Source organism: Amycolatopsis jejuensis, from assembly GCF_000717335.1.
In the GTDB taxonomy this organism is placed as follows: Bacteria; Actinomycetota; Actinomycetes; order Mycobacteriales; family Pseudonocardiaceae; genus Amycolatopsis; species Amycolatopsis jejuensis.
Genome location: NZ_JNYZ01000025.1, coordinates 70,174 through 95,526, shown reverse-complemented (window position 1 = coordinate 95,526; position 25,353 = coordinate 70,174). Strand labels below are relative to the sequence as shown.

Annotated in this window: 26 protein-coding genes; 17 read left to right on the top strand and 9 right to left on the bottom strand. The window is 70.2% G+C overall.

From position 1 onward, the window contains the following. Nucleotides 1-139: 139 nt before the first annotated feature. Nucleotides 140-661 (top strand): DUF4262 domain-containing protein, encoded by a 522-nt coding sequence (locus OO71_RS31260; protein WP_033293549.1) that lies wholly within the window; start codon nt 140-142, stop codon nt 659-661. Nucleotides 662-663: 2 nt separating this feature from the next. Here OO71_RS31260 and OO71_RS31255 read toward each other — a convergent pair whose 3' ends face one another. Continuing rightward, entirely contained in the window at nt 664-1,107 is a 444-nt protein-coding gene (locus tag OO71_RS31255) for a cupin domain-containing protein (RefSeq protein WP_033293548.1), read from the bottom strand. Between the two features lie 100 nt (nt 1,108-1,207). Here OO71_RS31255 and ruvC point away from each other — a divergent pair, with 100 nt between their 5' ends. From ruvC to OO71_RS31215, 8 genes are all read left to right on the top strand, one after another. Then, on the top strand, nt 1,208-1,801 hold the full coding sequence (gene ruvC, locus OO71_RS31250) for a crossover junction endodeoxyribonuclease RuvC (RefSeq protein WP_033293547.1): 594 nt from the start codon (nt 1,208-1,210) through the stop codon (nt 1,799-1,801). Further along, nucleotides 1,798-2,403: a Holliday junction branch migration protein RuvA gene (gene ruvA, locus OO71_RS31245; protein ID WP_033293546.1), complete on the top strand. Its 606-nt coding sequence runs from the start codon at nt 1,798-1,800 to the stop codon at nt 2,401-2,403. The genes ruvC and ruvA overlap by 4 nt, the downstream gene beginning before the upstream one ends. A 3-nt stretch (nt 2,404-2,406) precedes the next feature. Continuing rightward, nucleotides 2,407-3,492, top strand: a complete 1,086-nt coding sequence (gene ruvB / locus OO71_RS31240) for a Holliday junction branch migration DNA helicase RuvB (protein WP_033293545.1) — start codon at nt 2,407-2,409, stop codon at nt 3,490-3,492. A gap of 118 nt (nt 3,493-3,610) precedes the next feature. Next, on the top strand, nt 3,611-4,045 hold the full coding sequence (gene yajC / locus OO71_RS31235) for a preprotein translocase subunit YajC (protein WP_033293597.1): 435 nt from the start codon (nt 3,611-3,613) through the stop codon (nt 4,043-4,045). A 210-nt stretch (nt 4,046-4,255) separates the two neighbouring features. Beyond that, nucleotides 4,256-5,953, top strand: a complete 1,698-nt coding sequence (gene secD, locus OO71_RS31230) for a protein translocase subunit SecD (protein WP_033293544.1) — start codon at nt 4,256-4,258, stop codon at nt 5,951-5,953. Nucleotides 5,954-6,071: 118 nt separating this feature from the next. Continuing rightward, nucleotides 6,072-7,199: a protein translocase subunit SecF gene (secF, locus tag OO71_RS31225; RefSeq protein ID WP_051792489.1), complete on the top strand. Its 1,128-nt coding sequence runs from the start codon at nt 6,072-6,074 to the stop codon at nt 7,197-7,199. A 5-nt stretch (nt 7,200-7,204) separates the two neighbouring features. Further along, nucleotides 7,205-7,720, top strand: a complete 516-nt coding sequence (locus OO71_RS31220; RefSeq protein WP_033293542.1) for an adenine phosphoribosyltransferase — start codon at nt 7,205-7,207, stop codon at nt 7,718-7,720. A 345-nt stretch (nt 7,721-8,065) separates the two neighbouring features. Further along, nucleotides 8,066-10,417, top strand: coding sequence for a RelA/SpoT family protein (locus tag OO71_RS31215; RefSeq protein WP_033293541.1), 2,352 nt, complete (start codon nt 8,066-8,068; stop codon nt 10,415-10,417). A gap of 1 nt (nt 10,418) precedes the next feature. Here OO71_RS31215 and OO71_RS31210 read toward each other — a convergent pair whose 3' ends face one another. Both OO71_RS31210 and OO71_RS31205 read right to left on the bottom strand, forming a co-directional pair. After that, on the bottom strand, nt 10,419-10,820 hold the full coding sequence (locus tag OO71_RS31210; protein WP_033293540.1) for a DUF1304 domain-containing protein: 402 nt from the start codon (nt 10,818-10,820) through the stop codon (nt 10,419-10,421). Then, a complete protein-coding gene (locus tag OO71_RS31205; RefSeq protein WP_033293539.1) occupies nt 10,817-11,248 on the bottom strand; it encodes a cupin domain-containing protein in 432 nt (143 codons plus the stop codon). Before OO71_RS31205 ends, OO71_RS31210 begins: the two co-directional genes overlap by 4 nt. Nucleotides 11,249-11,336: 88 nt before the next feature. Between OO71_RS31205 and OO71_RS31200 the strand changes: the two genes are divergently transcribed. Together OO71_RS31200 and OO71_RS31195 are read left to right on the top strand one after the other, a co-directional pair. Beyond that, complete coding sequence (locus OO71_RS31200) at nt 11,337-12,359, top strand: helix-turn-helix transcriptional regulator (RefSeq protein WP_033293596.1); 1,023 nt, start codon at nt 11,337-11,339, stop codon at nt 12,357-12,359. A 55-nt stretch (nt 12,360-12,414) separates the two neighbouring features. Next, entirely contained in the window at nt 12,415-13,188 is a 774-nt protein-coding gene (locus tag OO71_RS31195) for an enoyl-CoA hydratase/isomerase family protein (protein WP_033293538.1), read from the top strand. A gap of 19 nt (nt 13,189-13,207) precedes the next feature. On the opposite strand, the gene OO71_RS31190 is transcribed toward OO71_RS31195, so the two are convergent. After that, on the bottom strand, nt 13,208-14,086 hold the full coding sequence (locus OO71_RS31190; protein ID WP_033293537.1) for a peptidylprolyl isomerase: 879 nt from the start codon (nt 14,084-14,086) through the stop codon (nt 13,208-13,210). Between the two features lie 134 nt (nt 14,087-14,220). Here OO71_RS31190 and OO71_RS31185 point away from each other — a divergent pair, with 134 nt between their 5' ends. Together OO71_RS31185 and OO71_RS31180 are read left to right on the top strand one after the other, a co-directional pair. Beyond that, entirely contained in the window at nt 14,221-14,802 is a 582-nt protein-coding gene (locus tag OO71_RS31185) for an MBL fold metallo-hydrolase (RefSeq protein ID WP_033293536.1), read from the top strand. A gap of 5 nt (nt 14,803-14,807) precedes the next feature. Further along, the gene (locus OO71_RS31180; RefSeq protein WP_033293595.1) at nt 14,808-15,437 is read left to right on the top strand and encodes a hypothetical protein; all 630 of its coding nucleotides are present in this window, start codon (nt 14,808-14,810) and stop codon (nt 15,435-15,437) included. Between the two features lie 3 nt (nt 15,438-15,440). On the opposite strand, the gene OO71_RS31175 is transcribed toward OO71_RS31180, so the two are convergent. From OO71_RS31175 to OO71_RS31165, 3 genes are all read right to left on the bottom strand, one after another. After that, on the bottom strand, nt 15,441-15,701 hold the full coding sequence (locus OO71_RS31175; protein WP_033293535.1) for a hypothetical protein: 261 nt from the start codon (nt 15,699-15,701) through the stop codon (nt 15,441-15,443). A gap of 78 nt (nt 15,702-15,779) precedes the next feature. Then, entirely contained in the window at nt 15,780-16,907 is a 1,128-nt protein-coding gene (locus OO71_RS31170) for a YibE/F family protein (RefSeq protein WP_033293594.1), read from the bottom strand. Between the two features lie 905 nt (nt 16,908-17,812). Next, nucleotides 17,813-18,787 (bottom strand): GlxA family transcriptional regulator, encoded by a 975-nt coding sequence (locus OO71_RS31165; protein WP_033293593.1) that lies wholly within the window; start codon nt 18,785-18,787, stop codon nt 17,813-17,815. Nucleotides 18,788-18,884: 97 nt separating this feature from the next. Between OO71_RS31165 and OO71_RS31160 the strand changes: the two genes are divergently transcribed. From OO71_RS31160 to OO71_RS31150, 3 genes are all read left to right on the top strand, one after another. Next, nucleotides 18,885-19,583, top strand: coding sequence for a DJ-1/PfpI family protein (locus OO71_RS31160; protein ID WP_033293534.1), 699 nt, complete (start codon nt 18,885-18,887; stop codon nt 19,581-19,583). A 74-nt stretch (nt 19,584-19,657) separates the two neighbouring features. Then, nucleotides 19,658-20,005: an STAS domain-containing protein gene (locus OO71_RS31155; RefSeq protein ID WP_033293533.1), complete on the top strand. Its 348-nt coding sequence runs from the start codon at nt 19,658-19,660 to the stop codon at nt 20,003-20,005. Nucleotides 20,006-20,065: 60 nt separating this feature from the next. Next, the gene (locus tag OO71_RS31150; RefSeq protein WP_033293532.1) at nt 20,066-20,437 is read left to right on the top strand and encodes an SPW repeat domain-containing protein; all 372 of its coding nucleotides are present in this window, start codon (nt 20,066-20,068) and stop codon (nt 20,435-20,437) included. Here the strand turns inward: OO71_RS31150 and OO71_RS31145 are convergent, their stop codons facing one another. Beyond that, nucleotides 20,438-21,184, bottom strand: coding sequence for an SRPBCC family protein (locus OO71_RS31145; protein ID WP_033293531.1), 747 nt, complete (start codon nt 21,182-21,184; stop codon nt 20,438-20,440). A 125-nt stretch (nt 21,185-21,309) separates the two neighbouring features. On the opposite strand from OO71_RS31145, the gene OO71_RS31140 reads away from it, so the two are divergent. Continuing rightward, the gene (locus OO71_RS31140) at nt 21,310-23,043 is read left to right on the top strand and encodes a pyruvate dehydrogenase (RefSeq protein WP_033293530.1); all 1,734 of its coding nucleotides are present in this window, start codon (nt 21,310-21,312) and stop codon (nt 23,041-23,043) included. Between the two features lie 259 nt (nt 23,044-23,302). On the opposite strand, the gene OO71_RS31135 is transcribed toward OO71_RS31140, so the two are convergent. Continuing rightward, nucleotides 23,303-25,192, bottom strand: a complete 1,890-nt coding sequence (locus tag OO71_RS31135; protein ID WP_211260653.1) for an ABC transporter ATP-binding protein — start codon at nt 25,190-25,192, stop codon at nt 23,303-23,305. Nucleotides 25,193-25,353: the final 161 nt, after the last annotated feature.

Genomic DNA, 25,353 nt, shown 5'->3' with positions numbered 1-25,353 from the left:
GGAACCATCAGGGAATCAGATTCCCTGATGGTTCCCTTCACGGCTTTTCGGGGCGGCGCAAGGGAAGCCGCCGGAATCCTTGGCACTTCCGGGAAAACGTCGGCAGGGGGGCTGGGCTCCGAGACCCGGGTGCGGCACAATGGCCGCCGTGACGACCTCAGCCCTCAGCGCGGACGAGCAGCGCCTCATCGCGTGGATCGAGTCCCAGGCCAAGGAACGGGGCAACGCGGTCATCGCAGTTCCCCGTGACGACAAGGGATCCGGCTACTGCTTCACCGCGTGCGCGTGGGCGTTGCACAACGTGCCGGAGGCGGTCGTCGTCGGACTGCCGGACGAGGTGGCGCCGGTCCTGCTCGACGCGTACGTGGACCGCGCCGCCAACGGCGAGATCTTCGAGGTCGGCAAACGCTACGACGATTTCTTCGAGGGCGCCCCGGTCGTCTTCGAGCGCGTCGCGAAAGGCCATTACCCGGAGTACCTCGGGTCGGCCTTCCTCGTGTACCCGGACGGCGATTTCCCGGCCCTGCAGCTGATCGTCGGCACCCCGGACGGGCATTTCCCCTGGCAGGACACCGCCCCGGAGGGATTCGCGGACTGGCAGCCGGTGCTCACCGAGAGCGGGGCGCCGGAAAGCTGGACCCCCGGCGTCGACGGTCCCTGACCTCAGCCGAGGCCGGCCAGATCGTCCGCCGCCGCCGGATACTGCGCGGCAAGCACGGCCGGATCGGCGAACTCCACGCAGTCGTCGGTGTAGGGCGGCACGACGACGGTGCCGAGCAGGCTCCACGCGCCCAGCGGCACGGTGGCCTGCCACGTTCCGGCAGGCACCACGACCTGCGGCCGTTCCCCGGCCGCCACCTCGCTGCCCAGCACCGGCCGGGTCACCTCGCCGCCGGGGTGCAGCAGCAGCATCCGCGCGGGTGCACCGGCATGGTGCACGAACACCTCCACCCGGTCGAGCCGGTGCGGCGCGGAGATCTCCGGCGCCTGCAGCAGGTAATAGATCGCCGAACCTTCGGCCGCGCGCCAGCTCTGCGCGAACCGGCCGCCCTCCACCGGCAGCGGCTCCAGCCCCAAGTGCGTGATGAAGTCCTGCGGATCCGCCATCCCCCCATCGTGCCCGCGGGCGTGTCCGTCCGCCGGGCCGGGCACCCCGCCCGCTAGCCTGGCATCTCGAACGGATGTTCGCGCGGGCAGAGGAGAAACGGTGCGGGTGCTCGGGGTCGACCCCGGTTTGACCAGGTGTGGCCTCGGGATCGTCGACGGCGGCAAGGGGCGTTCGGTGCGCCCGGTCGCGGTCGGGGTCGTGCGGACACCGGCCGGGTCCGATCTCGCCGAGCGGCTGCTGGGCATTGCCGACGAGGTGGAGCGCTGGCTCGACCGGTATCGTCCGGAGGCGGTCGCGGTCGAGCGGGTTTTCGCGCAGCACAACGTGCGTACCGCGATGGGCACGGCGCAGGCCGGTGGGGTCGTGGCGCTGGCGGCGGCCCGGCGCGGGCTGCCGGTCGTGTTCCACACGCCCAGCGAGGTCAAAGCGGCGGTCACCGGGTCCGGCCGGGCGGACAAGGCGCAGGTCACCGCCATGGTGATGCGGCTGCTCGGGCTGGAGGTCAAACCGCATCCGGCGGACGCGGCCGACGCGCTCGCGCTCGCCATCTGCCACCTGTGGCGGGAGCCGATGCGGATCCGGCTCGCGGAGGCCGAGGCGCGCGCGGCCGAGCTGGCCCGTGCGCACAAGGCGCGCCTCGCCGCCGCCGCGAAAACAGCGAAGAAGCAGGACGAAACAGGAGCACGACGATGATCTCCTCGGTACGCGGCGAAGTGCTGTCGGTCAGCCTCGACCATGTGGTGGTCGAGGTCGGCGGCATGGGTTACGCCGTGCAGGCCACCCCGGCGACGCTGGCCACGCTGCGCCGCGGCGAGCAGGTCCGGCTGCATACCGCGCTGATCGTGCGCGAGGATTCGCTCACCCTCTTCGGGTTCGCCGACGAGGACGCGCGCGAGCTCTTCGGCCTCCTGCAGACGGTGTCCGGCATCGGGCCGCGGCTCGCGCTGGCCACGCTCGCCGTGCTGGAGCCGGACAAGCTGCGGGCGGCGCTCGTCGAAGGGAACATCACCGTCCTCACCCAGGTACCCGGCATCGGCCGCAAGGGGGCCGAACGGCTCAGCCTCGAACTGCGCGACAAGGTCACCGCGCTCGGCAGCACCGGCGACGCCCCCGGCAGCGCTTCCGTCACCGCCCCCGGCGCGCTGCGCGGCGAGGTCGTGGAAGCGTTGGCCGGGCTGGGTTTCCCGGCGAAACAGGCCGAGCAGGCGGTGGACCGGGTGCTGTCCGAAGGGGACGGGCACACCACGTCGTCGGTGCTCCGCGCGGCGCTGGCCGCACTGGGTCGCAAGCGATAGCTGATGAACGAAGTGACCGAGTTCGACACCGGCGGCTACGAGGCGGACGACGAAACGCTGTCCGCACTCGCGCAGACCGGTGAACGCGACCTGGAGACCACGCTCCGGCCCCGGAAACTGGACGAGTTCGTCGGCCAGGAACGCGTCCGCGAGCAGCTGGAGCTGGTGCTGGAGAGCGCCCGGCGGCGCGGGGTGCCGCCCGACCACGTGCTGCTGTCCGGCCCGCCCGGCCTCGGCAAGACGAGCATGGCGATGATCGTCGCCGCCGAACTGGGCGCGGCCATCCGGATCACGTCCGGTCCGGCGCTGGAACGCGCGGGCGACCTGGCCGCGATGCTGTCCAACCTCGCGGCAGGCGACGTGCTCTTCATCGACGAGATCCACCGCATCGCCCGGCCCGCCGAGGAGATGCTGTACCTCGCGATGGAGGACTTCCGGGTCGACGTCGTGGTCGGCAAGGGCCCCGGCGCCACCAGCATCCCGCTCGAGATCGCGCCGTTCACCCTGGTCGGGGCCACCACCAGGTCCGGCTCGCTCACCGGCCCGCTGCGCGACCGGTTCGGCTTCACCGGCCAGATGGAGTTCTACTCCGCGGCCGAGCTGGAGCTGGTCGTGCGCCGGGCCGCGACGATCCTCGGCATCACCATCGACCGGGACGGCTGCGCCGAGATCGCCGGCCGGTCGCGCGGCACCCCGCGGATCGCGAACCGGCTGCTGCGCCGGGTCCGCGACTACGCCGAGGTCCGCGCCGACGGGTATGTCACGCTCGAGGTCGCGCAGGCCGCGCTGAAGGTCTACGACGTCGACGAACTGGGGCTCGACCGGCTCGACCGGGCCGTGCTCAGCGCGCTGACCAGGTCGTTCGGCGGGGGACCGGTGGGGATTTCGACGCTCGCGGTCGCCGTGGGTGAGGAGTCGACCACGGTGGAGGAGGTGTGCGAACCGTATCTGGTCCGGGCCGGTATGCTCGCCCGAACCCCGCGTGGCCGGGTCGCGACCGCGGCCGCGTGGGAGCATCTCGGCCTGGTGCCGCCCCCGGAGGCCGGGCGGTCCGAGCCGGGCGGCCCGACGCTGTTCGACCAGGACTGAACGGGCCGACGGTGGCCGGGTGGTGGCGTTTCCGCCGGTACCTGGCACACTCGAACACAGCACATCCGTCGAAACCGGACGCGGGCGGCCGACCGAGGCGTCCGTCGAATGGAGAGTCATGAACCAGTTACTGCTGCCGTTGCTGCTGCTGCTCGTGGTGGCCGTGCCGCTCATCATGGGTACCCGCAAGCAGAAGAAGCAGCAGGCGGCCCAGCAGGAGTTGCAGAACAGCATCGCCCCGGGCGACCGCGTGATGACCACGTCGGGCCTGTACGGCACCGTCGCCGACTCGAGCGGTGACACCACGATCGACATCGAGATCGCGCCGGGTGTCGTCACCACGTGGCTGCGGCAGGCGGTCCGCGAGAAGGTCGAGCCCACGGTGGAGACGCCGGAGACCGGCGAGACGCCCGAGCCCGAGACCGCCGGGGTCACCTCGCAGGAGGCCACGCCCGCGTCGTCGGAGGCACCGGCTCAGGAGTCGATCTCCGCAGGTGAGACGCAGTCCTCCGGTGCGCAGGTGGCGCCCCCGCTGGAGCACGGGAAGAAGTAGTCTTTCCCGCTCACCGGGCAGTGATGCGCCCACGGCAGGCGAAAGCCGGTACGGGCGAACGCCGGGCTCACGCAGCACCGAGTACATTCTCGGTGCTGCGTGCGTGTCCGCCGCCATAGTCACGCCCAGCCGTGTCCGGAAGTCCATCTTCCGGATGCGGACCAGTTGGGGTCCACCCAGTCCGTGCCAGTTCGAGGAGACCGAAGCACCGTGGCACCATCGGCCGGGCATCTCCGCCCGGGACGCTATCTCGCCTTCTTCGCCCTGATCGTGGTCGCGCTGTACGCACTGGTGTTCTTCACCGGCGGCGGCAAGCCCACGCCGAAACTCGGGATCGACCTGCAGGGCGGCACCCGGGTCACGCTCTCCGCGCGCACCCCGGACGGCGGCCAGCCCACCCGCGAGTCGCTGAACCAGGCGCGCCAGATCATCGAGACCCGCGTCAACGGGATCGGAGTCGGTGGCACCGAGGTGGTGCTCGACGGCAGCAACATCGTCATCACGGTGCCCGGCGAGCAGGGCGACCAGGCGAAGAACCTGGGCCGCACCGCGAAGCTCGGCATCCGCCCGGTGATCGGGTCGGTGCCCAACACCCCGGCCGCGCCGCCCTCGGCCCCGCCGTCCGGCGCCCCGTCGACCTCGCCGAGCAAGCCTGCCGGTGGCGGGGGTGCGGCCGGTGCTCCGGCACAGCAGCCGCCGAGTACGACGCCGTCCGCGCCGGGGACGGCCGACGGCAAGAACCCGATCGAGGCGGCCCGCGCGCTGCGCCAGGCGCCCGCGCTGATCCCGCAGGACCCGAAGAACCAGCAGCAGGCCGCCGCCGCGCAGGCCGCGCAGCAGAAGGCGCTCGCCGCGCTCACCTGCGCGCCCAACGTCGCGGACCCGCTGGAGGGCAACGACCTGCCCAACCAGCCGCTGGTCACCTGCGGTGACAAGGACACGAACAAGTACGTGCTGGGCCCGGAGTTCATCCCCGGCACGGAGATCTCCGACGCCAACTCCGGGTTCGACCAGCAGCGCGGCCAGTGGGTCGTCGACCTCAGCTTCAAGAGCGCGGGCGGCAAGACCTGGGGTGATTTCACCTCGGCCAACGTCGGCAAGCAGGCGGCGTTCGTGCTCGACACCGACGTGGTGTCCGCACCCACCGTCCAGGGCGCGATCCTCGGCGGCAACACGCAGATCACAGGCAAGTTCACGCAGTCCGACGCGAAGAACCTGGCCGACATCCTCAAGTACGGCTCGCTGCCGCTGTCGTTCGATTCCTCGGACGCCACCACGGTGTCCGCGACGCTCGGCCTCGCCTCGCTCCAGGCCGGGCTCATCGCCGGGGCGATCGGACTGGCCGTCGTCTTCGTCTACTGCCTCTTCTACTACCGGCTGCTCGGCATCCTCACGATCTGGTCGCTGGCGCTGTCCGGCGCGCTCGTGTACGCGGTGCTGGTGCTGCTGGGCCGGTGGATCGGGTACACGCTCGACCTCGCCGGCGTCGCCGGCCTGATCATCGCGATCGGCATCACGGCCGACTCGTTCGTGATCTATTTCGAACGCCTGAAAGACGAGATCCGGGAAGGCCGCACGTTCCGGTCGGCGGTGCCCCGCGGATGGGTACGGGCCCGGCGCACGATTCTGGCCTCGGACGCGGTCAGCTTCCTCGCCGCGGCGATCCTGTACGTGATCGCGGTCGGCGACGTGCAGGGCTTCGCGTTCACCCTCGGTATGTCGACGGTGCTCGACCTGGTGGTCGTCTACCTCGTCACGCATCCGCTGGTGGCGATCGTGTCGACGTCGAAATCGCGGTTCCTGTCCAATCCCCGGCACCTCGGCCTCGGTGCCGTCCAGCGGCTGGGCGCGCAGCGCAAGTCCACGCGCCCGCTGCCCGGCCGCCGTTCGAACGTGAAGGAGGCCTGACGTGAGCGACGAAGAAACCGCAGGCGTCACGTCGGAGCGCCCGGAGGGCGACGCGGCAGAGTCCGGTAAACCGGTTCGGTCCGGCAAGCCCGCCAAGAAGGAAAGCTTCTTCCACCGGCTGTACGTGGGCACGGGTGCGCTCGACATCGTCGGCGCACGCAAGCGCTGGTACCTGTTCTTCGCGGCGCTGGTGCTGGTGTGCCTCGGGTCGATGGTGTTCCGCGGCTTCCACCTCGGCATCGAGTTCGAGGGCGGTACCCAGATCCAGCTGCCCGCGCACGGCACCCACGGCCAGATCACCACGGAGCAGGTGATCAAGTCGTACAACACCGCGCTGGGCAAAGCACCGGCGGAGACCCAGACCGTCGGCACCGGTGCGGCCACGACGATCCAGACGCGGTCCGAAGCCCTCGAGCCCGACCAGGTGGCGAAGGTCAAGAAGCAGATCTTCGAGGACCTCGGGCCGATCGGCCGCAACGGCCAGCCGACCGAGCAGGCGATCAGCGACAGCGCGGTGAGCGCGTCGTGGGGCGGCGAGATCTCGCGGCAGGCATTCATCGCGCTGGTGGTGTTCCTGGTCGCCGTGGTGATCTTCCTGGCGATCTACTTCGACACGAGAATGGCGGTGGCGGCGCTCATCTCGCTGCTGCACGACATCCTGGTCACCGCCGGGGTGTACTCGATCGTCGGCTTCGAGGTCACCCCCGCGACGGTGATCGGCCTGCTCACCATCCTCGGGTTCTCGCTGTACGACACGGTGGTGGTGTTCGACAAGGTCCGCGAGAACACGCGGGGCCTGCTCGGGCTCAGCAGGCGGACGTACGGCGAGGCGGCCAACCTGGCGCTGAACCAGACGTTGATGCGGTCGTTCAACACCGCGTTCATCGCGCTGCTGCCGATCCTGGGCCTGCTGATCGTCGGGTACGTGCTGCTCGGGTCGGGCACGCTGCAGGATCTGGCGCTGGTGCAGCTCACCGGGACGCTGGTCGGGGTGTTGTCGTCGGTTGCGCTGGCGACGCCGCTGCTGGTCGACCTCAAGATGCGGGACCCGCAGTATCGGCAGCAGGCGGACCGGGTGGTCGCGCGCCGGGCCAAGGCGGCGAAGCGGGAGGCCGAGGGCGAGTTCGACGCGACGGACGACGATCAGCTGGCTGCGGAGCTGCGCCGGGAGAAGGCCCTTGCGGCCGCGGCCGGGGTGCCGGCGCGGACGCCCAAGGCTCGTCCGGCGGGGAGGAAGAAGCGCTGAGCGGGATGGAGCTTTCGGCGGCGCTCGATTTGATTGCCGAGGTGCCGGATTTTCCGGAGCCGGGGGTGTTGTTCCGGGATCTGAGTCCGTTGTTCGCGGATGGGCCTGGGTTTGCCGCGGTGGTCGGGGGGCTGGCGTCGACGCTCGACCCGGCGGCTGATCTGGTTGCCGGGGTGGAAGCTCGGGGGTTTCTGCTGGCTGCTGCGGTCGGGTACTCGCTGGGTCTCGGGGTGGTGCTGATCCGGAAGCCGGGGAAATTGCCGTCGGTGGCTGGGCGGGTGGAGTACTCGCTGGAGTACGGGACGGCGAGTGTCGAGTTGCCTGCTGGGGTGGTGCGGCCCGGGCAGCGGGTGGCGGTGGTGGATGATGTGCTGGCCACCGGGGGGACGGTGGCGGCTACCGGGAAGTTGCTGGAGGACGCCGGGGCTGTGGTGAGTGGGGTTTCGGTGGTACTGGAGCTGGCTGGGTTGGGGGGTCGGGCGGTGCTCGGGCGTGAGGTTCGGGCGTTGCGGACTGTTTGACGTTCGGGTTGGGTCCTGGCAACTGTTGCGTGGGGGCACCCCGAAGCTGGATTGTGACGACGTGCGGAGGGTGCTTGTCAAGGCGGGAAAGATGCCTTGACAAGCACCCTCCGCACGTGTTTGGGCTTCGGATCGGGGTGCAGGGCGGGGGCTGGGTGCCCGGTGCCGACGGGGTGCGTCGGTGCGGCCGGGTGGGTGGTGGGTTTGAAGTCCGTGAAGGGAACCTTCAGGGAATCAGATTCCGTGAAGGTGGCCTTCACGGCATGGTCGCCGGGAGAGGGTGGCTGCTAGCGGTTACCCTGGAGGTTCGCAGGTCCGCACGAAGCACGAAGGCTGGAGGTGCGGGTGAGCCAGGAGCTCGACGCCGAGGTCGCCGCCAAAGGTGGGGCTACCGGGGACGCCGGGACGCATGGGGTGCCGCCGAAGGCGAACGGTGCGGCGCCCAGTCCTTCGGCGACTCGTCGGGTGCGGGCTCGGCTTGCGCGGCGGATCACGGCGCAGCGGGCGGCGCCGGTCAAGCAGGTGCTCGAGCCGCTTGCCGTCATCCACCGCGAGCTGCATCCCAATGCCGACCTCGGGCAGCTCCAGCGGGCCTACGACGTTGCCGAGGAGCTGCACCGCGACCAGCGGCGCAAGTCCGGTGATCCGTACATCACGCATCCGCTCGCGGTCGCCACTATTCTCGCCGAGCTCGGCATGGACACCACTACACTCGTTGCGGCGCTTCTGCACGACACGGTCGAGGACACCGGCTACTCGCTGGAGCAGCTGCAAGCCGATTTCGGGGACAAGGTCGGCGAGCTCGTCGACGGGGTCACCAAGCTGGACAAGGTCAAGCTCGGTACGTCGGCCGAGGCCGAGACCATTCGCAAGATGGTGATCGCGATGGCGAAGGACCCGCGGGTCCTCGTCATCAAGCTCGCCGACCGGCTGCACAACATGCGCACCATGCGGTTCCTGCCGCCGGAGAAGCAGGCACGCAAGGCTCGCGAGACGCTTGAAGTCCTGGCCCCGCTTGCGCACCGGCTCGGCATGGCCACGGTCAAGTGGGAGCTCGAGGACCTCGCGTTCGCCATTCTGCAGCCCAAGAAATACGACGAGATCGTGCGGCTCGTCGCGGATCGCGCGCCGTCGCGGGATACCTACCTGCGCAAGGTGATTGCGGACCTCACCGGCAACCTCGTGTCGTCGCGGATCACCGCGAAAGTCGAGGGGCGGCCGAAGCACTACTACTCGATCCACCAGAAGATGATCGTCCGGGGCCGCGACCTCGATGACATCCACGACCTGGTCGGCGTGCGGATTCTCGTGGAGGACGTGCGCGACTGCTATGCCGCGATGGGGGTCGTGCACGCGCTCTGGCAGCCGGTGCCCGGGCGGTTCAAGGACTACATCGCACAGCCGCGGTTCGGCGTGTACCAGTCGTTGCACACCACCGTGATCGGGCCGGACGGCAAGCCGCTCGAGGTGCAGATCCGGACGTACGACATGCACCGCACCGCGGAGTACGGCATCGCGGCGCACTGGCGGTACAAGGAAACCAGGGGTACGCACACCGGCAGCAACGGCATGGAGCTGGACGAGATCGCGTGGATGCGCCAGCTGCTCGACTGGCAGCGCGAGGCCGCGGACCCGGGTGATTTCCTCGAATCGCTGCGGTACGAGCTGGCCGCGCGCGAGATCTTCGTGTTCACGCCGAAGGGCGACGTGATCACGCTGCCTGCGGATTCCACGCCGGTCGACTTCGCGTACGCCGTACACACCGAGGTCGGCCATCGCTGCATCGGCGCCCGCGTGAACGGCCGGCTCGTCGCGCTCGAGCGGAAGCTCGAAAACGGCGAGGTCGTCGAGATTTTCACGTCCAAGGCGGAGAACGCCGGGCCGAGCCGAGACTGGCTGCAGTTCGCCGGTTCGCCCAAGGCGCGCGCCAAAATCCGGCAGTGGTTTGCCAAGGAACGCCGCGACGAGGCCATCGACGCGGGCAAGGAAGCGATCACCAAGGAGATCCGCAAGGTCGGGCTCCCGATTCAGCGGCTCGTGTCGGCCGAGTCGATGGGTTCGGTCGCGAAGGAGCTGCGCCACGGCGACATTTCGTCGCTGTACGCGGCCGTCGGCGAGGGCCACACGAGCGCGAAACACGTCGTACAGCGGCTGGTCGCGCTCATCGGCGGCGTCGAGGAGGCCGAGGAGGAGCTGGCCGAGCGGGCCACGCCGTCCACGGTCACGCGTCGCCGCGGGTCCAACGACGTCGGGGTGATCGTCAAGGGCGCCAGCGACGTGTGGACCAAGCTCGCGCGCTGCTGCACCCCGGTGCCCGGCGACGAGATCCTCGGTTTCGTCACGCGCGGCGGCGGTGTGAGCGTGCATCGCACGGACTGCACGAACGCCGACGACCTGCGCACGCAGCCCGAGCGGCTGGTGGAGGTCGAGTGGGCGCCGTCGTCGTCCTCGGTGTTCCTGGTGGCGATCCAGGTCGAGGCGCTGGACCGGCACCGGCTGCTCTCGGACGTCACGAAGGTCCTGGCCGACGAGAAGGTCAACATCCTGTCGGCGTCGGTCACCACCTCGCGGGACCGGGTGGCGGTGAGCCGGTTCTCCTTCGAGATGGGCGATCCGAAGCATCTCGGGCACGTGCTGAAGGTGGTCCGCGGGGTCGAGGGTGTGTACGACGTGTACCGGGTGACGTCGGCGTCGTAGCTCAGAAAGCCAGGGCGACGAGGGCGGCCAGCGGCGGCACGGTTTGTGCCAAGGCACCGCCGCGTCCGGCGCCGCGGGGACGGCTCAGGGCGAGCAGGTCCGAGACGCCCAAAGCGATCCCGGCGAGCATCATGAACGCGCAGCTGTAGAGGACGAGCACGCGCCCGGCCGTGGGGTCGCCGGTGTGCAGCAGCACGAGGCCGGTCACCGGGCCACCGGCGAGAAACAGGTTGTACCAGCCGATATTGAAGGACCACAGCCGGGTTGCGGGCAGGTTCTCGGCCGGAATCCGGAAGATGCCCGCGTGCACGCCCGGACGCTCGAACAGCAGCACTTCCCAGGTGAAAGCCAGCAGGTGCACCAGCACCGCGACCCCGGCGAAAACCTGCGCTACGACGTTCACGATGCTTTCTCCTCGAACCTGACCCCGTGCCGTGCGGCGATGTCGCCCAGCAGCGTCCATGGCGCGTCGTCCGGGACCGTTCCGTCGATTTCGCGGAAGAACCGGCCCATCCCGTCGTTGGGGGTGACGACGAGGAATTTCGCGGACGGCGTGTGCACGGTGAAGGTGTTGGGCGTACCCGCCGGGATGTGCACGAACGCGCCGGGGCCGAGGTCGTGGAGTTCGCCGTCGACGTAGACGGTGAGGCGGCCGTGCAGGACGTAGAAGCCCTTGTCCCACGGGTCGGTGTGCGGCGGCACGGTGGGGCCGCGGGGTGCGTCGACCTCGAAGAGTTCGTACCCGCCGGTGTCCGCGGCGGCGGCTTTGACGGTCACCGTCGCGTCTTTCGTGTCGAGTTCCGGGCCATCGCCCGCGCTGCGGAGAGTCATGCCGCCGAAGGTAGGTTCGCCGCGCGGGACGGGGTATCCCGTAAATCCGGGATACCGGGGGGTGGCGGGGCGGCGCATACTTTCGTCCGTGTGGGAAGGCCGGGCACAGACTGTACGGCGGGAGCTGGCGGCTCTCGCCGCGGCGGGCTACGGGGTCGCCGAGCTGCACGAGGCGGCCATCGAGCTGGTCGAGCGGATCGTGCCCACGGAGCTGACCTGCTGGGCGTCGCTGGACCCGGACACCGCGGTGATCAGCTCGATGACCAGCGGCCGCGCCCGGATTCCGGGGGAGTACGAACCACTGCTGGCGACGTATGAGTACGACGGCGCCGAACCGCACACCTTCGCGCAGCTGGCCCGGCGTCCGGTGCCGGTGGCGCGGCTGTCCGACCTGCCCCGCCGCGAGCGTGAACGCAGCGGCCGGTGGGCGCAGGTGTGGCGGCCGCTGGGGCTGGATCACGAGCTGCGCGTCGGCTTCCGCGCGGACGGCACCTGCTGGGCCGCGGCCGGATTGGTGCGGCGCGGCGAGTTCAGCGACCGCGAGGTGGAGTTCCTGAGCTCGATCGGGCCGACCCTCGCGGCGGCGACCCGCGTCGCGGCGCGGGCTCGCGTCGGCACGGCGAAAGCGGACCCGGCGATCATCGTGGTCGGCCCGGACGGCCGGCGGCGCGGGGCGACTGCCGGGGCGGGGAAGTGGGAGTCCGAATTGGACGCTATCGCCGAAGGCCGGTTCGCGGTGATGCTGCGGGCAGTGGTGGTGGGCGCGCAGGCGGCGGCGAGCGGTACCTTCCGGGCGCGCGTCCGCGACGCCCGCGGCGGCTGGATTGTGTTGCACGCCAGCAGGTTGGTCTCGGACGAGGACGCGGGGGAGACCGTGGTGACGATCGAACGCGCGTCCGGTGCCGAGCTGCTCGGCGTGCTGCTCGCGGCGTACCGGCTGACCGCGCGTGAACGCGACGTGTGCCGCGAGGTCCTCGGCGGACTGTCCACTTCGGACATCGCGGCGCGGCTCGGGATTTCCGCGAACACCGTGCAGGACCACCTGAAGTCGGTGTTCGGCAAGGTCGGCGTGCGCAGCCGGGGCGAGCTGACGGCGCGGCTGTCCGGGTAGGCGATCACGTCACAGGGCCGGAGAAAACGTCGGGGGTTGCGGCTAATGTGCTCGCATGACCGACGGATTCGAGCTCACCCGCGAAGGGGCCGTGGCCCGGCTGACGTTGTCCCGGCCGGAGAAGATGAACGCGATCACGCACGGCATGTGGTCGGCGATCCCCGGTGTGGTGGCCGGGGTCGAGGCCGATCCGGAGCTGAAGGTGCTCGTCATCACCGGGGCCGGACGGCATTTTTCGGCGGGGGCGGACATCGGCGAGTTCCGCGAGCTGCGCTCCACCGCCGAGGCGGCTGCGGCCTATGACGAGGCAGTGGACGGCGCGGTGGCGGCGCTCACCGCGATGCGCAAGCCGTCGGTCGCGATGGTACGGGGCAACTGCATCGGCGGCGGCTGCCAGGTCGCGGTCGCGTGCGATTTCCGGTTTGCCGCGGAAGACGCGCGGTTCGGCATCACCCCGGCCAAGCTCGGCATCGTGTACCACTTCGCGTCCACCCGGCAGCTCGTGTCGCTGGTCGGCCCGGCGCACGCGCGGTTCTTCCTGCTGTCCGGCGAGCTGGTGGACGCCCGGCGGGCGCGGGAAATCGGCCTGGTCAACGACGTGTTCCCGGACCTCGAACAGGCCACCGAGCGGTTCACGGCCACGCTGAGCGCACGGTCGCAGGCGTCGATCCGCGGGATGAACCGGATCATCGAGAAGATCACCGCCGGGCAGGAGACCACCGACGAGGAGGTGGAAGACATCCGCCTGGCCGCGCTGCACGGCGAGGACTACGCGGAGGGAGTGGACGCGTTCCTCAACCGCCGGGCGCCGGAGTTCACCTACCGCTAGGCGAACTCCGGCGCGGCGGTCAGGAAACCGTGACCGCGGTGAACTTCACCGGCTGCTTGGGCTCGCCGGTGGAGCCGTCCTGGCCGATGGCGCCGATGCCGGCCTTCGCGATCTTGTCGAGGACCTTGAGGCCCTCGTCGGAGATGCTGCCGAAGATCGTGTACTGCGGCGGCAGCTCGGCGGTGCCGTAGACCATGAAGAACTGGCTGCCGCCGCTGTTCGGCTGGCCGGTGTTGGCCATCGCGAGGATGCCGCGGCCGTACTTCTCTCCGTCGATGAACTCGTCCGGCACGGTGAAGCCGGGGCCGCCGCGGCCGTCGGTGGTCACGTCGCCCTTTGCGGACGGGTCGCCGCACTGCAGCATCTGCAGGTCGGTCACGCCGAGCCGGTGGCAGATCGTGTCGGTGAAGAAACCCTGCTTCGCCAGGCTTTCGAAGGCCTGCACGGTGCACGGCGCGAGCGACCGGTCGAGCGTCAGCGGGATGTCGCCCTGTGCGGTCTTCATCGTGACGTTCACGGTGCCGTTCGAAGACACGTTCTTGCCTTCGGGCACGGTGGGCTTCTTCGCCGACGGTGCGCTCTTGCTGTCTGCCGGGTACGAGCACGTGGTCGGGTTCGGCAGCGCCTTCGGGCGCTGCGGCAGCGCGGTGCGCTGGGTGGGGATGTTCGTGACGCTCGGGACCGGCGGCGTCGAGCTCGACGGCGGTGCCGCGGCCGGTTCGTCGCTGCTGCCACCGCTGTTCACGATCCACACCACGAGACCGGCGACGATGAGGACGACACCGCCGACCACTCCAGCGCCCACGATCTTGCGTCGCTTCGCCCGCTCCGCCCGGCGCACGAGCTGCCGCTCGAGTTTGCGCTTAGCGGCTTCTCGGCGCTGCTGGTTGGTCGCCACCCGCCCTCCAGTTTCCGCTCGGAGTCACAGTCTGAGGTAGCGGCAGTGTATGGGCACAGCCTGTGAGGACTCCGTACAGGGGCGGCTAGTCTTCTCCTGGTCGTGATCAAGGCCGCTTCCCGGAGGAGGGGTTCGTGCTCGTCGCCGGGTTCGCCGCGGGGCCGCTGCAGTCGAATTGTTACCTGCTGGCCCCGGCTGCCGGGGGTCCGTGCGTCGTGATCGACCCTGGTGAGGAGGCTGCGTCGCCGCTGGCCGAAGCGCTGGCCGAGCACGACCTGACGCCCGTCGCGCTGCTGGCCACGCACGGCCATCCCGATCACATCGGGGCGGCCGCGGAGCTGGCGCGGGCGTGGGATGCGCCGCTGCGGCTGCATGCGGGCGACGCCGGGTGGTACGACGGTCCGGTCTTGCCGCTGCCCGCCGAGTTCGAGGTCGCCGGGCTGGAGCTCGGAGTGCTCGAGCTGCCCGGGCACACGCCGGGGTCGGTGGCGTTCACCGCGGAGACCGGCGAAGGTGGCAGGCTGGTGTTCACGGGGGACACGCTGTTCGCCGGGTCGGTCGGGCGTACCGGCGGATCCGGCGCCGACCTGGAGAAATCGTTGCGCACACTGCTTCTGCTCGCCGACGGCACCGTCGTGCTGCCCGGCCACGGACCGGCCACCACGATCGGCCGCGAACGCGCCACCAACCCGTTCCTGCCCGGGACCGGGGAGTGACCGCGATGAGCGAGAAGCTGCCGCTGTTCTCGGACGATCCGAAGCTCCGCCGCCGGCGCGCGTGGTCGGGAGTGATCGGGGTGGCGATCCTGGCCGCGGCGTTCGGCGGGATCGCGGGCCTGATCGGCGGGCAGATCGCGGGGCTGGTGACGGCGGCCGTGGTCGGGCTGCCGCTGGCCTACGTGGTGGCCTTCGCGTTCCGCCGCCGGATCTGGCTCGAAGGCACCACGCTGGTGGTGCGGACCTGGGGTGTGCGGCGTGTCGACCTGGTCGAGGCGCCCCGGCTGGACATGGTGATCAGCGACGTCCGCGGCACGCGCACGGTCGGCCTGCTGGTGAACGCGGGGCACCGGCGGCGCTCGGTGAAGCTCGACCTGGCGGTGTTTTCGGGTACCGGTGGGCGGGAACTGGGTGCGCTGGAGCTGCGTCGCCTCGCGGATGCGTTGCTGAACAACACCGAGGCGAACGGCCTGGTGTTCTCGGAGCTGCTGGTGGCGGAGCTGCGCTCGGAAGCGCGCGGGGACGCGGTGGCGGACCGGCCGCTGTACCGGCTGGCGTCGGCGGCTCCGGCGGGGAAGTACCTGCAGCGGTTCCCGATGGAAGCGGTGAGCCGGTTCGTCGCGACGCTCGGCTGACGGTCAGTCTCGTCCGGCCGGTTCCCGCGTGCGTTCCTCCAGGCCGTCGACGCGGGCGCGGATGCGGTCGAGCTGGTCGGTGAGTTCGGGAAGTTCCTCGGCGACGTAGGTGAGCAGCCGTTCGATCTGGCGGAGAGTGGCGCGGACGTCGTCGACGGCAGTGGCGATCCGGGGCACTGTCTCGGCCGCCTTCAGCACCGACGCGAACAGCCTGCGGACGAGGTGCACCGTGACCCGGGGTCCGGCCAGGACAGCTGAGAACACAGCGCCTCCTCGAAGTGCGGTGTCGCGGCCAAGGTAGCCGCACCCGCAGGGCCGGGGTTGCGCCGGGGCTGGCTCGTGTTACTCGTGTGACTCTGCGGTACTCGTGGTGCTCATGAGGTGCTCGACGGGTTCGCGTGCGGCAATGAGCGCGGCCAGCACCGTCGTCACGGGCACGGCCGCGACGATGCCCACCGACCCGGCGAGGGTGCGGATGATCTCTGCCGCGATGCTCTCGCTGCCGAGCAGCGCGCCGAGGCCCACACCGGAGATCGCGGAGTACAGCATCACCGGCAGCGCGGCGCCGGCGTACGCCATGACGAGCGTGTTCACCGCGGACCCGACGTGGTCGCGGCCGATCCGCAGCCCCGACCGGTACAGCTCGCGCCAGCCGAGCGACGGGTTCGCCCGCCGCAGTTCCCAGACGGCGCTGGTCTGGGTGATGGTGACGTCGTCGAGGACGCCGAGGGCGCCGATCACGATGCCCGCCAGGAGGAGACCGCGCGCGTCGATCCCGTGGCCGAGGGAGCCGATGAGCGTGGTGGTGCCGTCGTCGAGGCCGGTGAGCGACGCCGCCGCCGAGAAAATCGCCGACAGCACGCCAATCAGCGCGAGACTCACCAGCGTGCCGAGCACGGCGACCGACGTTCTCGCGGACAGCCCATGGGTCAGGTACAGCGCGAGGAACATGATCGCGCCCGCGCCCGCGATCGCGACGAGCAGCGGGTTTTCGCCGGACAGGATCGAGGGCAGCACGAAGAGCACGATCACCACGAAACTCAGCACCAGCGCCACCAGCGCGGCGAGCCCCTGCCACCGCCCGAGCACGAGCACCGCGAGCGCGAACAACGCAGCGAGGACCACGAGCGGCGTACCCCGCTGGAAGTCGACGAGCTGGAACGACTGCGGGTCGGCCGGATTGCCGCCGTTGTAGGCGAGGACGACATTGTCCCCGGCGGAAAACCGCGGGCTGCCCGGTTCGAGCGGGGCGGTGAGCCGGAGCGGTTTCCCGGACGCGGGCCCGTCGGTCATCCGGAGGTCCACGGTGAGACAGGGTTTGCTCCCGGGATCCGGCTGCGACCCGACCTGCACCTGCCCCGGCTGGAGGCACGGCCCGGACGTCGCGGTGGTGATCGTCGCCGCGACCGGATTTCCTTGCGGGACGGCACTTTTCGGGGTCGCTTTGCCCCAGGGGTAGAGGATGATCATGCCTGCGACGGTGGCTACGGCCAGCGGGGCGAGGAGCCAGATGAGCAGCTTCCGGACCCGCTGGGAGGCGGGGGCGGCCGGGCCGTGTCCGTGGCCGTGTCCGGTGGCCGGGTTTTCGTTGGGGGGAGGAGGTTGTGGAGTGTCCTTTTCGGACTCCCGGGGGACCGGTTTCGCCGGGCGGCGTCGGGAGCTCGGGGGAGGCGTGTCACCGGGGCGGCGGGAGCGGGGCTGAGCGCCGGTGGTGCGGGGCTCGGCGTCGGTCGTTCGCGGCTCGCCGGAGTGTTTGCTGCCTCGCCGGAGGCCGGTGCCGCGGGAGTCGGCGGCCGGAGTGCGCGGTTCGCCGGTGCGCGTTGCGGTTGGCCGGGAGTCGGTGCCGGGTGTCGGCGGCTCGCCGGTGTGCTGGCTGGCCGACTGGGCGCCGGTCGTTCGGGAGTCGGCGTCGGCCGAGCGCGGTTCGCCGGTGTGCCTGGCGGTTGCCCGGGAGTCGGTGCCGGTCGTGCGGGGCTCGTCGGTGTGCCTGGCGGTTGCCCGGGAGTCGGCGCTGGTCGTTCGCGGATCCCCGGGCTGGGTGGCAGCCCGGGGATTTCGGGGCCGGGAGCCGCGTTCCGGCGGAGTGCCCGGGGTGCCCGGGCTGCCGGGCTGCGGGACGGGGGTTCCCCGGGTACGGCGAGGTTCTCCCGTGCGGCCGGGATCGCGGTCCGGTTCCGGGCGGCGCGCCCGGCGCCCGGCAGGCGGTGGCGCAGCGGGGGTGGCAGGCGGTTCACCCGGCAGCCGGGGCAGGGGGCCGGTGTCGTCGGGGTCGTGTTCGGGGTAGTCGCGCGGTGCCACGGCGGACATCCTGCCCTCCCCGCTTGCCGTTCACCCGTACCGGGTGGGGGAGGAGGCGGGCGTATCCGGCGTTTCGTTCAAGCGTGCGCGCGCAGATGCACTCGCCGGTAGGCCGACGGCGGGGTGTCGAAGTGGTCAAGGAACGCCTGCCGCAGGGTTTCGGTCGAGCCGAAGCCGCAGCGGCGGGCGATGGCGGTGAGCGGCAGGTCGGTGCCGGACAGGAGGCGGGCCGCGTGTTCCGCGCGGACGGTGCGCACGTACTTTCCCGGCGTGGTGCCGAGGTGGGCGTCGAAGAGCCGGGTCAGCTGCCGGGTGCTGATGCCCGCCTTGGCGGCCAGCGCGGGGGTCCCGAGGTCGTCGGCGAGGTGCTCGGCGACGTACGCCGTCAGGTCGCGGACCTGCCGGTGTTCCGGCGGCGGACCGGACAGGAACATGCTCACCTGCGCCTGGTTCCCGGGCCGCTGCAGGTACGTGACGAGGGAGCGCGCGGTTTCGCGGGCGAGCGTCGGGCCGTGGTCGTCCTCGACGAAGGACAGGCAGAGGTCCAGCCCGCTCGTGACGCCCGCCGACGTGTAGACGTCCCCGTGCCGCACGAAAAGCGGTACCGGATCCACCGACACCGACGGGTATTCCGCCGCCATCCGCGCCGCGTAGGCCCAATGCGTGGTCGCCCGGCGGCCGCTCAGGAGGCCCGCGGCGGCCAGCACCGTGGACCCCGTGCACACCGACGCCGTGCGCCTGCTCAGGTTCGACAGCCGCCGGACGTGCTCGAGCAGCCGCTCGTCCCTTGCCGCGGCGCGGTGCCCGAGCCCGCCTGCCGAAACGACCGTGTCGAGCGGGCCGCGGATCTGGTCGAGGCGCAGGTGCGGGGTGACCGTGATGCCGCCCTGGCAGGTGAACGGCCGTCCGTCGACGGTGGCGAGCCGGACCTCGTACGGCCGGTTCGCGCCGAGGCGGTTCGCGGCGTCGAACACGTCGGACACGCAGGCGATGTCGAGCAGTTCGGCGTCGGGGTACCCGAGGATCACGATCTGCCGCGCGGCTCCCGGCATGGCCGCACGATAGCAGGTCGCCCGGCCGATCGACAGGGTTCGCAGGATTTCGGACACCCGCTGCCCGCCCTGCCCCGTCCCCCGGGACGGTTGAGCCATGACCGAGAAGACGTTCGCATTCGTCGTGTACCCCGGCTTGACCCCGATGGACCTGGTCGGCCCGCTGCAGGTGATCAACACCTTCGCCGAGACAGCCCCGGACGTCCGGGTGGCAGTGGTGGGCGAGACCCTCGACGTCGTCGGGACCGACACGCCGCTGCGGCTCGCGCCCAGCCACACCTTCGCCGACCTGCCCGCGCCGTCGTGGCTGCTCGTTCCCGGCGGCGGCGCGCCGACACTGCAGGCCATGGCCGACCCCACTCTCATGGCGTACCTGCGGAAAGCCGCCGCCACGGCCGAGTTCGTCTGCTCGGTGTGCACCGGATCGCTGCTGCTCGGCGAGGCCGGGCTGCTCGACGGCCGCAAAGCCACCACGCATTGGATGTTCCGTGACCTGCTGCGCGCGTTCGGCGCCGAACCGGTCGCGCAGCGCTGGGTCGAGGACGGCCCGGTGATCACCGGCGCCGGGGTCGCGGCGGGCATCGACCTGGCGTTGTACCTGGTGGGCAAGCTGGGCGGACCGGCGGCCCAGCGGCTGGTCCAGTTCGGGCTCGAGTACGACCCGCAGCCACCGCTCGGTCCGCTCGACTGGTCACAGGCGCCGGCCGCGGAGCTGCGCCCGTTCACCGAACGCACCGTGCGGGACGGTCTCGCCGGCGTGCCGCAGCTGCGCGACAAACTGCTCGCTCACCTCTGACCCGGCCGTGAATTCCCCCACCGGATCCGGCCGGACGGCTTGACCGGGCCGCGCGGACGCGTACGGTCTGGCGAATGAATTTCCGTCGCGGGGGTGCCGGATTGACCCTCCTCACCACCCTGCGTGACAACCAGCTGGTGCTGGTCACCGCTGCGGGGGAAATCGACGTCGCTTCGGTCGGCGAGTTCCGCACCGTCCTCAGTGATGCGTGCGTGGTCGGGGAGAAGCTGGTCGTAGACCTGTCGAGGGTCGGGTACCTCAGCTGCGCCGGGCTGCGCGTGCTAGAGGAGGCGAGCCGGACGCGGCCGAAGCTCTCCGTGGTCGCGACGGGGCCACTCGTGCTGCGGGCGTTCGCGGTCTCGGAGCTCGGCGTTCCCGTCCGGCGTGGCCTGCAGGAGGCGTGCGCCGCCGCGGGTGCGTGATCTCCGGCCGGATTCCGGGTACCCCAGTGGTGGAAGCGAACTCTGCCGAGGTGGTCCGGGATGTCGGAAAGCAGCACAGTTCCCCGCAAGACCGTGGTCGTCGGCGGCGCGGCCGGGCTGGCCGTGCTCGCCGGTCTGTACCTGATCGCGGCGCCCTGGCTCGCGCGGTTCGGCGGGGCCGCGGAACTCGCCGTGAGCAATACGGTGGCCGGGCTCGCGATGGTCGTCTTCGCCGCCATGCGGGCGCGCGATTCCGGGACCCAGGCACTGACCTGGGTCCTGCCGGTGCTCGGAGCGTGGGCTGCGGTGTCGCCGTTCGTCCTCCGCTACGGCGACGAAACCGTGCCGTCGACCGGCGCAGTGATCGGCAACGTGATCGCCGGTGCGGTGGTGGTGCTGGCCGGGATCGCGTTGCTGACGCGGGGCCGGTGATCAGGCGAGCACGTCGGCCAGCCAGCGTTGCCACACCGTGCTTTGGGCGGCTTCGTCGACCTGCGGGAGGAACAGGTGGTGCCCGGCGGCGATCGGGATGCCCATGAGCGACCGTTCGTGGAAGCGGTACAGCGCGTCGGGTGTGCGGACGCCGGCGAAACGGGGGGTCGAGTAGTCGAGGACGCCGTCGATCTGCTGACCGCCGACGGTGAAGCGAACCTGTTGTCCCGCTTCCGGTTGCGGCGGCAGGCCGAGGGCGGTGAGGAGCTTCGGCCAGGCTTCCGGGCCGGTGGAGGACGCCGGGGCTTCGGCGGTCACGTAGGTCGCGTGCCGGGCGGGGAAGTGGCGGAGCAGCTGGCCGAGGGTGTGCAGGTACATCTCCCAGCCGACGGAGAACGACTCGTGGTACTCGTCGCCCCAGTCGTCGGCGATGAAGCCGCGGTGCACGAACCGCAGCACCGACGCTCCGCCCCCGGCTGCTTCGACGAGGAATTCGAACGCGTCGAACGTGCCGTCCGGTGCAGGCTCGCCGCGGTAGGCGAACCGGCGCGGCGGTTCCCACGCGGTGATCTCGGCTTCGGTGCGCATTTCGCCGAGCCGGAACCGGACCTGCTTGGCGGCGGCGTCCACCTCGTGCCTGCCCATGAACCACGAATCGATCCCGGGCCCGGTCGCCACCGCGTCCCACACCTCCGCGGGCTCGGCGGGCAGCCGGACCTCCTTGCGCACCTCGAACTCGCGTGTCATCGCCCGTGCCCTCCTCGTCGCTCCGGTGATCACCGTGCCATTGACAAGAATATCTGTCAATACGGTGGGCGGCCCGCGGGATCGATGCGAGACTGCGAGGGAACCTCACGAAGGGACCAGAGCGCATGGCAACAGTGGCCGACCAGCTGATCGACGTTCTCGTGCAGTCCGGGGTCCGCCGAATCTACGGGGTGGTCGGGGACAGTCTCAACCCCGTCGTCGACGCCGTGCGCCGCACCGCCGGGATCGAATGGGTGCACGTGCGCAACGAGGAGGCGGGCGCGTTCGCCGCCGCGGCCGAAGCCCAGCTCACCGGGCGGCTCGCGGTGTGCGCGGGCAGTTGCGGGCCGGGCAACCTGCATCTGCTGCAGGGGGTCTACGACGCGCACCGTTCGGGCGCGCCGGTGCTCGCCATCGCGTCGCACATCCCGTCCACGCAGATCGGTACCGGGTTCTTCCAGGAAACGCATCCGCAGCAGTTGTTCGCCGAATGTTCGCACTATTGCGAGCTGGTGAGCTCGGCCGAGCAGATGCCGCGGCTGGCGCGGATCGCGGTACAGAACGCGGTCGGCCGGCGTGGGGCAGCGGTGCTGGTGCTGCCCGGCGACGTGTCGCACGAGCCTGCAGCGCATGCGACGGGTGAGTCCGCGTCGCTCGGCAGCCCGCCTGCGGTGGTGCCCGCCGAGACTGACGTCACCCGGCTCGCCGACCGGATCGACCGGGCGGACAAGGTGATGATCATGGCCGGGGCCGGATGCCGCGACGCGCACGACGACGTGCTGGCGCTGGCCGGGGCGATCGGGGCGCCGGTCGGGCATTCCTTGCGGGGCAAGGAGTTCGTGCAGTACGAGAATCCGTTCGACGTCGGCATGAGCGGTCTGCTCGGGTACGGTGCTTGTTACGACGCGATGCACGAGGCTGATCTGGTTCTGCTGCTCGGGACCGATTTCCCGTACGACACGTTTCTGCCGCAACGCAATACCGTGCAGGTGGACATCGATCCGTCGCGGATCGGGCGCCGTTCGGTGCTGGAGTTCGGGGTACAAGGGGATGTCGGGGCGACGATCCGGGCGGTGCTGCCGAAACTGCGGCCGCGGGATGATCGGTCGTTTCTGCATGCCATGTTGCGCAAGCATGAACGCAGTTTGCAGCGGGTGGTCGACGCTTACACCACTGAAGTGGCGAAACACGTTCCGCTGCATCCGGAGTTCGTTGCAGATGTGCTCGATGAAGAAGCTGCGGACGATGCGGTGTTCACTGTGGACACGGGGATGTGCAATGTCTGGGCGGCGCGTTATCTCACGCCGAACGGGCAGCGGCGGATTCTCGGGTCATTCGTGCACGGGAGCATGGCGAATGCGTTGCCGCACGCGATCGGGGCGCAGGTCGCGGCGCCGGGTCGGCAGGTCGTCGCGATGTGCGGGGATGGCGGGCTGGCGATGCTGATGGGGGAGTTGCTGACGTTGAAGACGCATTCGCTGCCGGTGAAGGCGGTGGTGTTCAACAACTCTTCGCTGGGGATGGTGAAGCTGGAGATGCTCGTGGACGGGTTGCCGGAGTTCGGGACCGACCACGATCAGGTGGATTTCGCCGGGATCGCGCGGGCGGCGGGGTTGCATGCGCGGCGGGTGGAGAAGCCGGGGGAGGTCCGGGACGGGGTGCGGGAGATTCTTGCGCATGACGGACCTGCGGTGCTGGATGTGATTACGGATCCCAATGCGTTGTCTATTCCGCCGAATATCACGGCGGCGCAGGTTCGGGGGTTTGCGTTGGCGGCTAGTAAGACTGTGCTGAGTGGTGGGGTGGGGAAGATGCTGGAATTGGCGCGGTCGAACTTGCGTAATATTCCGCGGCTGTGAAGGTGCCCCGGCTTGGAGCGTTGCGGTGGGGCACCCCGAAGCTGGATTGTGACGACGGTCTGAGGGCCTTGTCAAGGCGGGAAAGATGCCTTGACAAGCCCCTCAGACCGTGTTCGGGCTTCGGATCGGGGTGCAGGGCCGGGTCTGGGTGCCGTGGTTCCGGTGGGTGCGTCGGCGGCGGTGGGGTGGTGGGTTTGTGGTCTGTGAAGGGAACCATGAGGGAATCTGATTCCGTGATGGTTCCCTTCACGGACTTGGGTTAGTCGGTTTCTGCCATTGCTTCGGCGAATTGTGCGGCGTACAGGCGGGAGTAGGCGCCGCCTGCGTGTAGGAGGGTTTCGTGGTCGCCTTGTTCTACTATGTGGCCGTTTTCCATTACCAGGATTACGTCTGCGTCGCGGATGGTGGACAGGCGGTGGGCGATCACGAAGCTGGTGCGGCCGGTGCGCAGTGAGTTCATTGCGTGCTGGATCAGGACCTCGGTGCGTGTGTCCACCGAGCTCGTTGCCTCGTCCAGGATCAGGATTGCCGGCTTGGCCAGGAATGCCCGTGCAACAGTGATCAGCTGCTTTTCGCCTGCGCTGACTGTGCCGCCTTCGTCGTCTAGGACTGTGTCGTAACCCTCCGGCAGAGTTCGGACGAAACGGTCCACGTACGTCGCCTTTGCCGCCTCGATTACCTGCTCGCGGGTGACGTCGTCGGCGCCGTAGGCGATGTTCTCCGCGATCGTGCCGCCGAACAGCCAGGCGTCCTGCAGGACCATGCCGGTCTTGTCGCGGAGTTCCTCGCGGTTCATCGCCTTGATGTCGACGCCGTCCAGGGTGATGCGGCCGCCGTCGATTTCGTAGAACCGCATCAGCAGGTTGACCAGCGTGGTCTTGCCTGCGCCGGTCGGGCCGACGATCGCGACCGTCTGGCCTGGTTCCACCGTCAGCGACAGGTCCTCGATGAGCGGCGTGTCCTCCAGGTAGCGGAACGACACGTCCTCGAACTCGACGCGGCCCGCCACGACGTCCGGCCGGGCCGGGTCGGCGGGCTCGGGCTCCTGCTCCTCGGCGTCCAGCAGCGCGAACACCCGCTCGGCCGAGGCGACCCCGGACTGCAGCAGGTTCGCCATGCTCGCGATCTGCGTGACCGGCTGGCTGAACTGCCGCGAGTACTGGATGAACGCCTGCACGTCGCCCAGCGTCAGCGTGCCCGAGGCGACCCGCAGTGCGCCGACCACCGCGACCAGCACGTAGCTCAGGTTGCCGATGAACATCATCGCCGGCTGGATCGTGCCGGAGATGAAGCTGGCTTTGAAGCTCGCCTGGTACAGCGTTTCGTTCTGCTCGCGGAACACCGCCTCGGCCTCCTTGCGGCGGCCGAACACGTGCACCAGCGAGTGGCCGGTGTACATCTCCTCGATGTGCGCGTTGAGCCGTCCGGTGGTGGCCCACTGGCTGATGAACTGCGGCTGCGAGCGCTTGCCGATGCGCGCCGCGACGTACACCGACAGCGGCACCGTGAGCAGCACGATCACCGCCAGCAGCGGCGAGATCAGGAACATCATCACCAGCACGCCGATCACCGTGAAGAGCGACGTGACGATCTGCGACAGCGTCTGCTGCAACGACTGCGCGAGGTTGTCGATGTCGTTGGTGACCCGGCTCAGCACCTCACCGCGCGGCTGGCGGTCGAAGTACTTCAGCGGCAGCCGCGCGAACTTGTCCTCGACGTCCTGGCGCAGCCGGTACACCGCGCCCTGCACGAGGTTCGTGGTGAGCCGCGCCTGGATGACCCCGAAGAACGACGCGACGACGTACAGCGCCAGCACGATCGCCAGCACCTGGCCGACCGCGGTGAAGTCGACGCCGTGCCCGGGAACCAGGTCGACGCGGGTGAACATGTCCGCGAGCGTGTTCTCGCCGCGCGCTCGCAGCCCGGCGATCACCTGTTCTTTCGTGGCCCCGGCGGGCAAACCACGGCTGGTGACGCCGGCGAAGATGAGGTCGGTGGCCCGCGCGAGGACCTTCGGCCCGATGACGGTGAGCGCGACGCTGGCCGCGCCGAGCACGAGTACCCCGATCAGCGCGGCCTGCTGCGGCCGCAGCAAACGCAGCAGCCGGGCCAGCGAACCCTTGAAGTTGAGCGCTTTCTCCGCGGGCATGTTCCCGGCCATGAACCGGCCGGGGCCTGCCGCAGGTGGTGGCCGCAAGGCATTGCGGGGTGCGGCAGGCGGCTCGCCTGCGTCGGCGGCCGGGCTCTCGGGAGCCTTGGTGTCCTCGCTCACGCCGCCTCCTGTGTCTTGCGGGATACCCGCACCCAGTC

Bases quoted from the DNA above. Each gene is read 5' to 3' on its own strand.
- OO71_RS31260 (WP_033293549.1), top strand. From the start codon at position 140: ATGGCCGCCGTGACGACCTCAGCCCTCAGCGCGGACGAGCAGCGCCTC.
- OO71_RS31255 (WP_033293548.1), bottom strand. From the start codon at position 1,107: ATGGCGGATCCGCAGGACTTCATCACGCACTTGGGGCTGGAGCCGCTG.
- ruvA (WP_033293546.1), top strand. From the start codon at position 1,798: ATGATCTCCTCGGTACGCGGCGAAGTGCTGTCGGTCAGCCTCGACCAT.
- ruvB (WP_033293545.1), top strand. From the start codon at position 2,407: ATGAACGAAGTGACCGAGTTCGACACCGGCGGCTACGAGGCGGACGAC.
- yajC (WP_033293597.1), top strand. From the start codon at position 3,611: ATGAACCAGTTACTGCTGCCGTTGCTGCTGCTGCTCGTGGTGGCCGTG.
- OO71_RS31220 (WP_033293542.1), top strand. From the start codon at position 7,205: ATGGAGCTTTCGGCGGCGCTCGATTTGATTGCCGAGGTGCCGGATTTT.
- OO71_RS31205 (WP_033293539.1), bottom strand. From the start codon at position 11,248: ATGACTCTCCGCAGCGCGGGCGATGGCCCGGAACTCGACACGAAAGAC.
- OO71_RS31195 (WP_033293538.1), top strand. From the start codon at position 12,415: ATGACCGACGGATTCGAGCTCACCCGCGAAGGGGCCGTGGCCCGGCTG.
- OO71_RS31180 (WP_033293595.1), top strand. From the start codon at position 14,808: ATGAGCGAGAAGCTGCCGCTGTTCTCGGACGATCCGAAGCTCCGCCGC.
- OO71_RS31170 (WP_033293594.1), bottom strand. From the start codon at position 16,907: ATGATCATCCTCTACCCCTGGGGCAAAGCGACCCCGAAAAGTGCCGTC.
- OO71_RS31165 (WP_033293593.1), bottom strand. From the start codon at position 18,787: ATGCCGGGAGCCGCGCGGCAGATCGTGATCCTCGGGTACCCCGACGCC.
- OO71_RS31160 (WP_033293534.1), top strand. From the start codon at position 18,885: ATGACCGAGAAGACGTTCGCATTCGTCGTGTACCCCGGCTTGACCCCG.
- OO71_RS31155 (WP_033293533.1), top strand. From the start codon at position 19,658: ATGAATTTCCGTCGCGGGGGTGCCGGATTGACCCTCCTCACCACCCTG.
- OO71_RS31150 (WP_033293532.1), top strand. From the start codon at position 20,066: ATGTCGGAAAGCAGCACAGTTCCCCGCAAGACCGTGGTCGTCGGCGGC.
- OO71_RS31145 (WP_033293531.1), bottom strand. From the start codon at position 21,184: ATGACACGCGAGTTCGAGGTGCGCAAGGAGGTCCGGCTGCCCGCCGAG.
- OO71_RS31140 (WP_033293530.1), top strand. From the start codon at position 21,310: ATGGCAACAGTGGCCGACCAGCTGATCGACGTTCTCGTGCAGTCCGGG.
- OO71_RS31135 (WP_211260653.1), bottom strand. From the start codon at position 25,192: ATGCCCGCGGAGAAAGCGCTCAACTTCAAGGGTTCGCTGGCCCGGCTG.